At 72.5% G+C, this 13,057-nt stretch carries 14 protein-coding genes; 7 read left to right on the top strand and 7 right to left on the bottom strand.

Annotated features, from left to right (window positions below):
• Window positions 1-28 precede the first annotated feature (28 nt).
• The 3 genes from KV205_RS07535 (at window position 29) to KV205_RS07545 (ending at window position 3,899) form a co-directional block, all read left to right on the top strand.
• Window positions 29-1,087 (top strand): ATP-dependent DNA ligase, encoded by a 1,059-nt coding sequence (locus KV205_RS07535; RefSeq protein ID WP_265863206.1) that lies wholly within the window; start codon window positions 29-31, stop codon window positions 1,085-1,087.
• Window positions 1,088-1,424: 337 nt separating this feature from the next.
• Window positions 1,425-1,682, top strand: coding sequence for a hypothetical protein (locus KV205_RS07540; RefSeq protein ID WP_265863207.1), 258 nt, complete (start codon window positions 1,425-1,427; stop codon window positions 1,680-1,682).
• Between the two features lie 117 nt (window positions 1,683-1,799).
• Complete coding sequence (locus KV205_RS07545) at window positions 1,800-3,899, top strand: MDR family MFS transporter (RefSeq protein WP_265863208.1); 2,100 nt, start codon at window positions 1,800-1,802, stop codon at window positions 3,897-3,899.
• 46 nt (window positions 3,900-3,945) lie between these two features.
• Here KV205_RS07545 and KV205_RS07550 read toward each other — a convergent pair whose 3' ends face one another.
• The 4 genes from KV205_RS07550 to KV205_RS07565 form a co-directional block, all read right to left on the bottom strand.
• A complete protein-coding gene (locus tag KV205_RS07550) occupies window positions 3,946-4,395 on the bottom strand; it encodes a YchJ family metal-binding protein (RefSeq protein WP_265863209.1) in 450 nt (149 codons plus the stop codon).
• Between the two features lie 49 nt (window positions 4,396-4,444).
• The gene (locus KV205_RS07555) at window positions 4,445-5,038 is read right to left on the bottom strand and encodes a GNAT family N-acetyltransferase (RefSeq protein ID WP_265863211.1); all 594 of its coding nucleotides are present in this window, start codon (window positions 5,036-5,038) and stop codon (window positions 4,445-4,447) included.
• Between the two features lie 62 nt (window positions 5,039-5,100).
• Window positions 5,101-6,030, bottom strand: a complete 930-nt coding sequence (locus KV205_RS07560) for an aminoglycoside phosphotransferase family protein (RefSeq protein ID WP_265863213.1) — start codon at window positions 6,028-6,030, stop codon at window positions 5,101-5,103.
• A gap of 52 nt (window positions 6,031-6,082) precedes the next feature.
• On the bottom strand, window positions 6,083-6,472 hold the full coding sequence (locus KV205_RS07565; RefSeq protein WP_265863215.1) for a VOC family protein: 390 nt from the start codon (window positions 6,470-6,472) through the stop codon (window positions 6,083-6,085).
• 17 nt (window positions 6,473-6,489) lie between these two features.
• Here KV205_RS07565 and KV205_RS07570 point away from each other — a divergent pair, with 17 nt between their 5' ends.
• Entirely contained in the window at window positions 6,490-7,833 is a 1,344-nt protein-coding gene (locus KV205_RS07570) for a 6-phospho-beta-glucosidase (RefSeq protein ID WP_265863217.1), read from the top strand.
• 104 nt (window positions 7,834-7,937) lie between these two features.
• Complete coding sequence (locus tag KV205_RS07575; RefSeq protein WP_265863219.1) at window positions 7,938-9,806, top strand: M64 family metallopeptidase; 1,869 nt, start codon at window positions 7,938-7,940, stop codon at window positions 9,804-9,806.
• Window positions 9,807-9,884: 78 nt separating this feature from the next.
• Here KV205_RS07575 and KV205_RS07580 read toward each other — a convergent pair whose 3' ends face one another.
• From KV205_RS07580 to KV205_RS07590, 3 genes are all read right to left on the bottom strand, one after another.
• Entirely contained in the window at window positions 9,885-10,706 is an 822-nt protein-coding gene (locus KV205_RS07580) for an SAM-dependent methyltransferase (RefSeq protein WP_265863220.1), read from the bottom strand.
• A gap of 74 nt (window positions 10,707-10,780) precedes the next feature.
• The gene (locus KV205_RS07585) at window positions 10,781-11,017 is read right to left on the bottom strand and encodes a DUF397 domain-containing protein (protein ID WP_015037566.1); all 237 of its coding nucleotides are present in this window, start codon (window positions 11,015-11,017) and stop codon (window positions 10,781-10,783) included.
• A complete protein-coding gene (locus KV205_RS07590) occupies window positions 11,018-11,890 on the bottom strand; it encodes a helix-turn-helix transcriptional regulator (RefSeq protein ID WP_265863226.1) in 873 nt (290 codons plus the stop codon).
• Between the two features lie 254 nt (window positions 11,891-12,144).
• Here KV205_RS07590 and KV205_RS07595 point away from each other — a divergent pair, with 254 nt between their 5' ends.
• Complete coding sequence (locus KV205_RS07595; RefSeq protein ID WP_265863227.1) at window positions 12,145-12,576, top strand: ATP-binding protein; 432 nt, start codon at window positions 12,145-12,147, stop codon at window positions 12,574-12,576.
• A gap of 5 nt (window positions 12,577-12,581) precedes the next feature.
• Window positions 12,582-13,034, top strand: a complete 453-nt coding sequence (locus KV205_RS07600) for a hypothetical protein (protein WP_265863228.1) — start codon at window positions 12,582-12,584, stop codon at window positions 13,032-13,034.
• Window positions 13,035-13,057 lie beyond the last annotated feature (23 nt).

Below are 13,057 nucleotides of genomic sequence, written 5' to 3' on the forward strand. Positions count from 1 at the left end.
CATCTGGATCCTCCCTAGAATCGCGGGCATGGACCTGCCGGTGATGCCGCCCGTGAAACCGATGCTGGCGAAGGCCGTCAAGAAGATCCCGCCGGGGATGCAGTACGAGGCCAAGTGGGACGGCTTCCGCGCCCTGGTGCACCGGGACGGGCCGGAGCTCTTCATCGGCAGCCGCACCGGCAAGCCGCTGACCCGGTACTTCCCCGAGCTCGTCGAGGCGCTGCTCGCCCGGCTGCCGGAGCGCTGCGTGGTGGACGGGGAGATCGTCATCGAGCACGGCGGGCGGCTGGACTTCGACCGGCTCACCGAGCGGATCCATCCGGCCGACTCGCGGGTGCGGATGCTGGCCGAGACCACGCCGGCCCGGTTCGTCGTCTTCGACCTGCTCGCCCTGGACGACGAGGCCTTCCTCGACACGCCGCTCGCCGAGCGGCGCGCCGCCCTGGAGCGGGCGCTCGACGGGGTGACTCCCCCGGTGCACCTCGCGCCCGCGACGACGGATCCGGAGCTCGCGGCACGCTGGTTCGAGCAGTACGAGGGAGCCGGGCTCGACGGGGTGATCGCCAAGCCGCTCGACCTGCCGTACCGGCCGGACGCGCGCCTGATGTACAAGATCAAGCACGAGCGCACCGCCGATGTGGTCGTGGCCGGATATCGCTTCCACAAGAGCGGGCCGGTGATCGGCTCGCTGCTGCTCGGCCTGTACGACGACCGGGGCGCGCTCCAACACGTCGGCGTGTGCGCGGCGTTCACCGCCCAGCGCCGGGCCGAACTGGTCGAGGAGCTGGCGCCGCTGGTCATGGACCCGCCGGACGGGCATCCGTGGGCGGCCTGGACGGACGAGTCGGCGCACGAGTCCTCGCGTCTGCCGGGCGCGCCGAGCCGCTGGTCGGGCAAGAAGGACCTGTCGTGGGTGGCGCTGCGGCCGGAGCGGGTCTGCGAGGTCGGCTACGACCACATGGAGGGCGACCGCTTCCGGCACACGGCCCAGTTCAAGCGCTGGCGCCCGGACCGGACCCCGGAGTCCTGCGGCTACGCGCAGCTGGAGGAGCCGGTCTCGTACGACCTCGGCGAGATCCTCGCGTAGCGGCGCGGACTCGCGGCGCCCCATTACCACACGGAGATCGTTACGGCGCCGGGCGGACGTGAGATGCCCCACATCATGTTTGCGCGCAACGGCCGCTTCCCGCCACTTCGTTCGATGGACTGAGGCTCGACGGGACGGGCGCACCCGGCCGCACCTGCGGGAACGTCCGGGGCACCGGCGCGCCCGCCCGTACGCCGCGGCGAGGCGGCGCCCCGGGTGTTGCGCGGCGGTGACAGGGCCGTCGGCGAACCGGCACCGGCATCCGGTACGTATGGAAGTACGTACGGCGGAGAGAAACCCTCGTCCGCCCCGCCCGCGACCCCCACAAGGACCGACCGTGATCGCCTCGCCCTCGACCCTCGTCCCCGTGCCGATCCCCGACCGCGTCGCCGCGCTGATCGGTTCCTGCCTGCCGCTGCACGTGCTGCAGGCCGAGGTCGACGCCGACTGCGCGGCGCGCGAGGTGTACCGCTTCCGCGGGCCGCTGTGCGCGGAGGACCGGGCCGACCGGGAGCACGCGCTCGCCGCGCTCGCCCGGGCCAACAAGATCCTCGCCAAGCACCACCCCAAGCTGCCGGTGCGCCCCGGCTACTGACGGGCCGCCCGCCCGGGCCGGGCCGCGCCGTCGGCGTACGCCCTGGGCCGTCTGCGTACGCACCGGTTCGGGTGTCCTCCACATGCGGGACGCCGCCGTCGGTGTGACCCTGCGAGAGTGACCACCACCAGCGAAGCAGCGCCGCCCGCGCCCCCCGCCGCCGAGCCCCCGGTGCTCGACAGCCGCCGTCGCAACGTCGTCTTCGGCACGATCATGCTCGGCGTGCTGCTCGCCGCGCTCGACCAGACGATCGTGGGCACCGCGCTGCCGACGATCGTGTCGGACCTCGGCGGCGCCGCCCACATGTCCTGGGTGGTCACTTCCTACCTCCTGGCGGAGACCGTCGCGACCGTCCTCGTCGGCAAGTTCGGCGATCTCTTCGGCCGCAAGGTGATCTTCCAGATCTCGGCGATCGTCTTCATCACCGGCTCGTTCCTGTGCGGCCTCGCCACCAACATGACGCTGCTGATCGTGTGGCGCGGCCTCCAGGGCATCGGCGCCGGCGGTCTGATGGTCACCTCGATGGCGCTGATCGCGGACGTCATCCCGCTGCGCGAGCGCGGCAAGTACCAGGGCGCGATCGGCGCGGTGTTCGGCGTCTCCACCGTCATCGGGCCGCTGCTCGGCGGACTGTTCACCGACCACCTCAGCTGGCGCTGGGCGTTCTACGTCAACGTGCCGATCGCGATCCTGGTCGTGATCGCCGCCGCCCGCTCCATCCCCTCCGTGCGCTCCGCCAGCCGCCCGGTGATCGACTATCTGGGCATCGCGCTCGTCGCGGTCGGCTCCAGCGCCCTGATCCTGGCGACCAGTTGGGGCGGCAACGAGTACGCGTGGAGCTCCGGCGTCATCATCGGGCTCTTCGCGGGCGGGCTGATCGCGCTCGCGCTGTTCTGCGTGGCGGAGACCCGGGCGGCCGAACCCATGCTGCCCATGCGCCTGTTCCGCAATCCGGTCTTCACCGTGTGCTCGGTGCTCAGCTTCGTCGTCGGCTTCGCGATGCTCGGCGCGATGACCTTCCTGCCGACCTATCTGCAGTACGTGGACGGGGACTCGGCGACGATCTCCGGCATCCGGACCCTGCCGATGGTCATCGGTCTGCTCATCGCCTCGATCTTCAGCGGCAACGTGGTCAGCAAGACCGGCCGGTACCGGATCTTCCCCATCGTCGGCTGTCTGGTGATGGGCCTCGGCCTCTTCCTGCTCTCCCTGCTCGGCCCGGACACCAGCGCCTGGCTGGCCTCGCTCTACATGTTCGTGCTCGGCACCGGCATCGGCCTGTGCATGCAGGTGCTCACCATCGCGGTGCAGAACACCGTGGACTACGCGGACCTGGGCACCGCCACGTCGGGCGTCACCTTCTTCCGTACGCTCGGCAGCTCCTTCGGCACGGCCGTCTTCGGCACCATCTACACCAACACCCTCAAGCCCCATCTGACCGAGGCGGTCGCCCAGGCCTCGGGGCTCGCGGCCGCCGCCGGGCTCGACCCGGCGGCGGCCGTCGTCCGCGGCTCGCAGAGCCCGTCCGGGCTCCACGCGCTGCCCGGCGGGATCGCCGAACCGATCGTCCAGGCCTACGCCGACACCCTGCAGACCGTCTTCCTGTGGACGGTGCCGGTGGCGGGCGTCGGCTTCGTCGTCGCGCTCTTCCTCAAGCAGGTGGCCCTGCGCGACACCGCCCGCGCCAGCGCGCCCGACATGGGCGAGGGCTTCGCCTCGCCGACCACCGCCGGCGACTCCGCCAAGCTGCTCGAACTCTCGGTCGGCCGGATCATCCGCAAGACCGACTACGACACCGCCAAACGCATCGTCGCCGACTCCGACACCCGGCTCGACACCGCCGGCGCGTGGGCCGTCATGCAGGTCGAACTCTTCACCCGCATCGTCGGCCACGCCAGCCTCGGCCTCATCTCGGCCGGCCGCCGCGTCCCGCCCGAGGTCCTCCTCCCGGTCTTCGACCGCATGGTCGACGAGGGCTTCCTCACCCGCCACGGCAATCTGCTGACCCACACGGAGGCCGGCAAGCGCGAGGCGGACGTCATCACCAAGGCCTGGGGCGACTGGCTCTGCGCCCGCGTCGAACAGGAACGCGGCCGCCCGAGCGGCCCCGAACTGCGGGCGGCCACGGACGCCATCGCGAAGAAGCTCATCGCGGAGGACCTGGCGCAGGGCCTGCCGCAGGGGGACCGGGAGACGGTGGGGGTCGGGGTGCGGTAGGCCGGGGGTGCGGCAGGGCGGGGCGGGGCCCGGTACGGCCCCTCCCTCAGTCCAGGAAGTCCCCGTCCACGTACACCCACGCGCCCTCGTGCCGGGCGAACCGGCTGCGCTCGTGGAGCTCGCCCGGGGTGCCGGCGTGGGTGAAGCGGGCGCGGAAGGTGACGGTGCCGTGCTGGTGGAAGGCGGTGCCGTCGGTGGTGGCCTCGATCGTCAGGCCGGTCCAGCGCAGCGTCGGGTCGAAGTCGACGTCGGCGGGGCGGGTGGCCGGGGCCCAGGTGCGCAGGAGATAGGGCTCGTCGCGGACGACGAAGGCGCTGTAGCGGGAGCGCATGAGCAGCTCGGCGGTGGGGGCGGTGGCCGGGCCGGTGTGGAAGCGGGCGCAGCAGGCGCCGTACGGGGCGGGCAGGCCGCACGGGCAGGGCGACTCGGCGGTCACGGTGGGGGCGCTGGGCGCGGGACGGGCCGGGCGGGCGGGGCGGGTCTTGCGTCGGGACATGGGCTCATTGTCGCGTGCCGACGGCCCCCCGCCCCGCCGAGATGTCGGGTCAGCGCGGGTCGCGCCACATGCCCCAGAGCAGCGGGCCGCCGCCCGGCAGGGCGAACTCCTCGCGCACGCGGAAGCCGAAGTGCTCGTACACGGGCAGGTTGGCGGCCTTCGAGGACTCCAGGTAGACGGGCGTACCGGCCGCGTCCGCCTGGGCGAGCCCGGAGCGGAGCAGGGCCGCGCCCTGGCCGGTGCCCTGGGCGGCCGGGGCGGCGCCGATCAGGGCGAGGGACCAGTGCGGCTCGCCCGGAGTGTGCCCGGCGGCGGTCTCGACGGCCTCCTTGAAGAGGCCGGCCCGGTCGCCGAGTATCGCGATCAGCTCCTGGATGGTGTCGCCGTCCGGCACGGCCTTCTCCTGCGCCTCGGCCGGCACCCAGAACGCGGCGGCGCCGTCGGTGCGTTCGCACACGCCGTTCGCCAGGTACTGGCGGGTGAAGAGGGTGGAGAAATAGCGGCCCAGGGTCGCCTCGCGGGAGGCGGCCTCGGGGAAGAACCAGCGCATCATCGGGTCGTCGTCGAAGGCCAGGGCCAGCGTGTGGCTGATGTCCCCGGCGTCCGCGAGCACAGCCTTCTTGGGCATGTTCGTGTTCGCCATGCGGACATTCTCCCCACAAGTGATCTTGAACGGGCGACCGGGGTCTCTCTTCCGCGATCCGCTCAGACCGTGCCGAACCACGCCTCGGCGAGCTCCCGCAGATCGCCCGCGCCCCGGTCGCCGAGCTCCCGCAGGTACCAGGGCAGATTGCTGTAGACGTGCAGCAGCGTGTACGCGAGCAGCACGTCCGGCTCGAAGCCCTCCCCGTACGCGCGGGCGAGCCGTCCCAGCAGGGCCGGGTCGCCGCCGGTGACGAAGAGGCCGACGCCCACGAAGTCGTAGGCCCGGTCGCCGATCATGGCGGGCTCGAAGTCGAAGAGGCCGGTGAGCCGCCACCCGTCGGGGTCGACGAGGAAGTGCTGCCGCATCACCTCGGTGTGCAGCAGGCTGGGCCGCGGGGTGCGCGGCAGCGCCGGCGTCACGGAGGCGAGGAATCCGGGGATCTGTTCCAGCCACTCCGCAGGCAGTCCGCGGCTCCGCTGCCGCGCGACGGCGCCGGCGCTCTGGCGGTCGACGAAGGCGGCCCAGTCGCCGGGGCCGAGGAGGTCGGCGAGCGGGCCGGGGGCGAGGCCGTGGAGCACGGCCAGGGTCTCGCCGATCTCGGTGACCAGCCGCTGCCGGTGCGCGGGCGGGACGCGCTCCCAGGCGTGGGCGAGGTTCTCGCCGGTGAGGCGGGACATCAGGACGTACCGCCAGCCGTTCTCGTACTCCCCCGCCGCGCGGACCCGCGGGGTCGGGACCGGCAGCCGGCCCTCGACCCGCGCGAGGACGCCGGCCTCGGCGACGCCGTCGCGGGCGGCGGAACCGGGGAACAGCTTGAGCACATGCGCGTCGCCGACCGCGTAGACCGGCTGCGACCCCTCGGTGAAGCGGGTCAGCGGCGCACCGGCGAGCCCGAGCCGGGCGCACAGCTCCGCCGCGCCGGGCCGCATCACCGCCTCGTCCCGGACGACCGCGTCCCACTCCTCGTCCGTCTCCACAGCAGGCAGCATGTTCCGGACCCTAGGCCTTCACCGCACCACGCGACGAACGCTTTTCCCGGCCCTACGGCCGGTAGCGCAGCGGGTGCCGCTCCGGCACCTCCACGACCGCGATCCGCAGGCCGTCCGGGTCGGCCAGCCACATCTCGATCAGCCCCCAGGGCTCGGTGACGGGCTCGCGCAGCACGCGCACGTCCGCCTTGCCGCGCAGTTCCTCGCGGGCCGCGTGCACGTCGGCGACCTGGAGCCAGAGCCGCGCCCCGGGTTCCGGCGGCGGGGCGGACGCGCGGCCGGAGAGTTCCAGGAAGCCGCCGCCGAGGAAGTAGACGGTGCCCCGGTCGGGGCCGGTGCCGAACTCGCGGTACACGGGGAGCCCGAGGGTCTCGCCGTAGAAGCGCCGGGACCGCTCGGGGTCGGTCGGGCGGAGCAGGATCCTGCTGCTGAGGACGTGCATCCCGATAGCGTACGAGCATGAAACTGACGATTCTCGGAGGCGGCGGATTCCGGGTGCCGCTCGTGTACGGCGCCCTGCTCGGCGACCACGCCGAGGGGCGGGTCACCCACGTCACCCTGTTCGACCTGGACGCCGGGCGGCTCTCGGCGATCGAGCGGGTCCTGGGCGAGCAGGGCGAGGGGGTGCCGGACGCGCCGGTGGTGCGCGCGACGACCGATCTCGACGAGGCGCTGCGCGGGGCGGACTTCGTGTTCTCCGCCATCCGGGTGGGCGGGCTCGCGGGGCGGGCCGCGGACGAGCGGATCGCGCTGGCCGAGGGCGTGCTGGGGCAGGAGACGGTGGGCGCGGGCGGCATCGCGTACGGGCTGCGCACCCTGCCGGTGGTGACGCACATCGCGCACCGGATCGCCGAACTCGCCCCGGACGCCTGGGTCATCAACTTCACCAACCCGGCGGGCATGGTCACCGAGGCGATGTCGCGGATCCTCGGCGACCGGGTGATCGGCATCTGCGACTCGCCGGTGGGGCTGGGCCGCCGGGTGGCGCGGGTGCTCGGCGCCCGCCCGGACGAGGCGTGGATCGACTACGTGGGCCTCAACCACCTGGGCTGGCTACGGGGGTTGAAGGTCGGCGGACATGACGTACTGCCGCGGCTTTTCGAGGACGACGCGCTGCTGGGCTCCTTCGAGGAGGGCAGGCTCTTCGGCACGGAGTGGCTGCGCTCGCTGGGCGCGATCCCCAACGAGTATCTGCACTACTACTACTTCAACCGCGAGGCGGTCCGCGCCTACCGCGAGGCGGAGAAGACCCGCGGCGCCTACCTCCTGGATCAACAGGCCGGTTTCTACGAGGAGATGGGCAAGCCGGACACCCCGCCGCTCGGCACCTGGCACCGGGTGCTCGCGGACCGCGAGGCGACCTACATGGCGCACAACCGGGAGGCGGCCGGGGTCGGCGAGCGGGACGAGGAGGACCTGGAGTCGGGCGGCTACGAGAAGGTGGCGCTGGCCCTGATGCGGGCCATCGCGCGCAACGAGCGGGCCACGCTGATCCTCAACGTCCGCAACCGGCACACCCTTTCGGTGCTCGACGCGGACGCGGTGATCGAGGTGCCGTGCCTCGTGGACGCGGCCGGCGCGCACCCGGTGTCGGTGGACCCCCTCCCGTATCACGCGGTGGGGCTGGTGACGGCGGTGAAGGCCGTAGAGCGGGAGGCCCTGGCCGCGGCGGAGAGCGGTTCGCGGGCGACCGCGGTGAAGGCCTTCGCGCTGCATCCGCTGGTCGACTCGGTGGCGGTGGCCCGCCGCCTGCTCGACGGCTACACGGCCGAGCACGCGGGGCTTGCCTATTTGCGTCGCTGACATGGCCGGCCGACGTCGTCCGGCGAACACCTTTACGAGTGGGGGCGCTCGGCCTAGGCTCGCGCCCCATGACTTCACCGCGACGATGGGGTGCGAGACGAGGGGTGGCCCGGCTTCTGGTGGGCTGTCTGCTCGCGGCCGGCCTGGTGGCCACCGGGACCGTGGCCGACGGAGGGCCGGCCGCCGCCGAGTCCGGCGGGGCGACCGTCGTCCCCGTACAGACCACCGGTCCCGCCGACCGCCGGTTCAATCTGGTGGTGATGGGCGACGGCTACACGGCGGACGAGATGCCGGCGTTCCGGGCCGATCTGGAACGGCATCTGAGCACGCTGTGGAGCATCGAGCCGTTCGCGTCGTACCGCTCGTACATCAACGTGTGGGCGGTGGAGGTGCCGTCGGAGGAGTCGGGCGTCGACTGCGATCCCTCGCTCGACGCACCGGCCCGGGACACCGCCCTCGACATGGGCTTCTGGGGCGGCTGCAATCCCGGGAGCGTCCAGCGGCTGCTCACCGTGGACAGCGCGAAGGCGGCCGGGTTCGCCGACCTGGTGCCGGGCACCCGGCCGGCGAACCGGCAGATCGTGGCGCTCGCGCACAGCTCCACCTACGGTGGCGCGGGCGGGACTTACGCCACCGCGTCCGGCGGCAACGCCCTGTCGGCGCTCATCACCCCGCACGAGATAGGCCATTCGCTCGGCGGGCTGCAGGACGAGTACGACTACTACGCGCGCGGGGTGCCCGGCGGCGCCTACGCGGACGGCGAGCCGGCCTCCGCCCACCACTCGCTTCTGACGGAGGATCAGATGTGGGCGGAGCGGGCCAAGTGGTGGCGCTGGCTGGGCGAGGAGAGCGAGTCCGGTGGGGTCGTCGGGCGGTACGAGGGCGGCATGTACAGCACCCGGGGCATATGGCGGCCGAGCCGGCACTCGATGATGAAGACCCTCGGCTACGCCTTCGACCAGGTGGAGCGCGAGGTGATGGTGAAGGCCGTCTCCGGCAAGGTCGACCTGGTGCAGGACCACACCCCGGACACCGCCCCGATCGGCGCCGACCGCACGGTGTGGGTGGACACCCTGCACCCCACGGGCGGCGAACTCGCCGTGGAATGGCGGCTCGACGGGCGGCCGCTCGGCACCGGCGGCGCCCGCACGCTGGACCTTCGGGCCGTGGACGGCCTGTCCCCCGGGCGTACGTACACGCTGACGGCGACGGTCACCGACCCCACCCCGTTCGTGCGCGACCCGGCGGTGCGCGGCTCGGCCGCCCTGACCCGTACCGTCCGGTGGACCGTGGACCCGGCGCTGCGCACGGCGCGGACCGCCGTACCGGCGGCGTTCACCGGGCACACGGCGACCGCGGCCCCGGTCGGCGCCCGGTCCGTGGTGTACGCCGACACCACCCACCCGCTGCGCCGCACCCCGGCGGTGGTCTGGGCGCTCGACGGCCGTACCGTGCCGAACCCCGGCAACGACCGCGATCTCGACCTGGCCGCGCTGCGCCTCGCGCCCGGATCGCACGCGCTGACCGCCCGGATCCCGGGGACGCGCGAGGTGCTGCGCTGGACGGTGGACGCGACGCCGGCCTCCGTCGCGTACGAGCTGTCGGAGCCGCTGCGCACGGTGCGCCGGCCGGGGCGGCCGGTCGAGTACGTGTACGACGGCGCGTTCACGATGCGGCTGACGGCGCGGGACGACGGGGCGGGCGCGGTGGTGAGCCAGTTCCGGGTGGACGGCGACGGCTGGTACACGTACTACGGCTGGCCGACGGACGCCGCCGCCCCGTTCCGCTTCTCGCCGTCGGGGACGGTGATCGACGACCTGGTGTACGGGAAGCTGGGCCGGCCGCGCGCGGTGCCGTGGGACGACGCGACGCCGGAGTACGGCACGCACACGGTGGAGTACCGCACGGTGGACGCGGCGGGGAACGTGGGCCGGGCGCAGCGTTTCCTGGTGACGCTGGAGAAGAAGCCGTAGCGCGCCGCGGCACGGAATACGGGAAGGGCCCCCGCCGGTGATCCGGTGGGGGCCCTTCCCGTACGGCGGGAGTGCGGGTCAGCGCTTGCGGCCGACGGCCGCCCAGCCCGGGATGGGCTCGTCGCCCGGGACGGGGACCGGCTCGCCGAGCTCGGGGTGCCACTCGGCGGTGAGGGCGACGCCCGGCTCGACCAGGTCGAGGCCGTCGAAGAAGGCGGCGAGCTCGTCGCGGGAGCGCGGCCGCAGGGTCAGTCCGCGGGCCTTGTACATGGCGGCGGCCTGCTCGGCGCCCTCGGGGTTGAAGTCGCCGGTGACGTGCGAGAGGACCAGATAGCTGCCGGGGGCCAGCTGGTCGACGAGCTTGCCGACCAGCTCGTAGGCGCCGTCCTCGTCGCCGACGAAGTGCAACAGCGCGAGCATCGACAGTGCGATCGGCCGGTCGAAGTCAAGGACCTTTCCGGCCCTTTCGAGGATGAGCTCGGGGTCGCGGGCGTCGGCCTGGATGTACTCGGTGGCCCCCTCCGGGGTCGAGCGCAGCAGGGCGGCGGCGTGCGCGAGCACGATCGGGTCGTTGTCGCAGTAGACGATCCGGGACTCCGGCGCGGCGCCCTGCGCGATCTGGTGCAGATTGGGCTCGGTGGGGATGCCGGTGCCGATGTCCAGGTACTGGCGTACCCCGTGGGCGCTGAGCCAGCGGATGGCGCGGTGCATGAAGGCCCGGTTGACCCGGGCCATGTCGCGGCCCCGGGCGTCGACGGTGAGGAGCTGGCGGGCCATCTCCTCGTCGACGGGATAGTTGTCCTTGCCGCCCAGGAACCAGTCGTACATCCGCGCGGGATGCGGCTTGCTGGTGTCGATCCGTATGCCGCTCTGCGGGGGTACGGGGTCCTGGGGGGTCATCGGCTCTCCTCGACGGGTCGAACGGTGCTGCTTGCAGCAAGAGTTACGCGATGCACGGGGTGGGACGGAAGGGTTCAGGTGAGCAGGAAATCAGCCTGACCGGATTTCGCTCCCTGGATGAAGGCGGCGATCTCTCCGTGGGTGTAGATGAGCGCGGGTCCTTCAGGGTCTGCGGACTGTCGCACGGCGACCCTGCCGTCGGCCAGCTTCATGGCCTCCACGCAGTTGCCCCCGTTCCCGCCGCTCCACGGCTTGTGCCAGCCCTCGGCACCGAGCTCGGCGGCGGGCATGCCGTTGTATATGCGATCCATTCACAGCTCCTTGCGGAGATTCCGGAGAATCTCCTTCGTGCGTTGTGCAGTCGCGGCCTGGGCCGCCATGCGGTCCATGACCTCGAGGTGGGAAGCCACCTCGGGGCGCGCGTCGAGATAGACGGCACCGGTCAGGTACTCGCTGTAGACCATGTCCGGGAGTTCGGGCATGGCGAAGCGGAAGAGGACGAACGGTCCGTACGTACCGGGGTGGTGTCCGGACGCGAACTCCGCGATCTGCAGGGTGACGTTCGGCAGCTCCGAAGCCTCGAGCAGCCGGTCGAGCTGGTCGCGCATCACTTCGGGCCCGTCACCGACCGGTCGGCGGAAGACCGTCTCGTCCATGATCACCCAGAACTTGGGCGCGCCCTCCCTGGTGAGCAGGGACTGGCGCTCCATGCGGAGGGCGACGTGACGCTCGGTCTCCTCGGACTCCTCGGCGTTCCTCCCGCCGACGGCCCCACTGCGCAGAATGGCACGGGCGTACTCCTCGGTCTGGAGCAGACCGGGGACGAACTGCGGTTCGTAGGCCCGGATGAGGCTCGCGGCCCCCTCCAGGCTGACGTACATGGAGAACCAGCCGGGCAGCACGTCGTGGAACCGCTGCCACCAGCCGGGGAGGTTGGCCTCCTCCGCGAGGGCGACGAAGCCCTCCGCCTCGGAGTCCGTGATGCCGTACGCCTTCAGCAGCAGCTGTACGTACGGAATCTTCAGCGCGACCTCGGCGGTCTCCATGCGCCGGATCGTGGCCGGGGCGACCCGGAGGATCTTGGCGGCCTCTTCCCGCTTGAGGCCGGCCCGCTCGCGCAGATCCTGCAGACGCTTGCCGAGTACGACCTGTCCCACCGTGGGGGCGGACCGCGGCTCGCTCACTCTCAGACCTCCCCGACGCGCTGTTTCCAGGAGTGTGCCACGAACCCCGCCAGAGAGAACACCGCACTCTGCAATTTTCAGAGTGCCACTTGCCAAGTGTCGGACTCAGGAGCACAGTATTCCGGTGAACCAGTACGCACGCCGCCGGGCGAATCGCCCCGGAGGGGTGTGTACGGCACTCCTGCCCACTTTGTGAGGATCCGGTCGTGGCTTCTGGTAACGCGCACTCCTCAGGTCTCATGAGCCCTCGCGTCATGAACCAGCGGCCACGCCCCCACGACGTCCCCTTCCGTCGCTTCGCCTTCGAACTGCCCGCGCGGACCGAGTCCGTGTCCCGGGCCCGGCGGCTGGCCGAGGAACGGCTGATCCTCTGGGGCTGCGACGGCGACATACGCGACACCGTCGCCCTGGTCGTCTCCGAACTCGTCACCAACGCCGTCGTGCACACCGCCAGCGCGCGGATCGTCTGCGAGATCCGGGAGGGCGAGGACCGGCTGCGGATAGCCGTGCGCGACGAGGGGGGACCCGCCGGTCCGCGGATACGCGAGTGCGGCGAGGAGGAGCGGGGCCGCGGCCTCATCCTGGTCGACGCCCTGTGCGCGTCCTGGGGCGCGGACCGCACCGGCCACGGCACGGCGCAGATCGTCTGGGCGGAACTGGCGCACGGCATGGGCGAGCCGTGCTGAGGACCATGGCGACGCTGCTGGTCCCGCGCGCCCGCAAGAGCCCCGAGAACGCCCCCCGCAAGTCCCCCGCCCTCTCCCCCGTGCCCGCGCCCCTCGGCGAGACCCGGCTGCCGGTCCCCGTCGACCTGCCGGCCACCCTCGGCTGCGACGCGGTCGGCGTCCCCGCCCGCTACGGCTTCCGCATCCTGTCCCGGCTGCCCGCCAAGGGCTGTGTCTACGCCGACGGCGACTGGTGGTGGTGGCTGGTCCCGGCCGGCTCGGACCTGAACCTGACCTGGCCGCTGCCCGTCTGCTACGCCCCCGGGGCCGTGATCCCGGACCGCCGCGCGCGGCTCATCCACCACCCCGACGGCGGCTCCCCCTACACCCCGCCGATCCCCCTCTATCTGCTGACCTGCCAGCTGACCGGGATCGCGCCGGCCTGGAGCATGCCGTCACAGGTGCGCAGCGCGCTCTAGCCCGTCTCCAGGCCATAGGGTCG

Source organism: Streptomyces sp. SKN60, from assembly GCF_026236535.1.
Classification (GTDB): domain Bacteria; phylum Actinomycetota; class Actinomycetes; order Streptomycetales; family Streptomycetaceae; genus Streptomyces.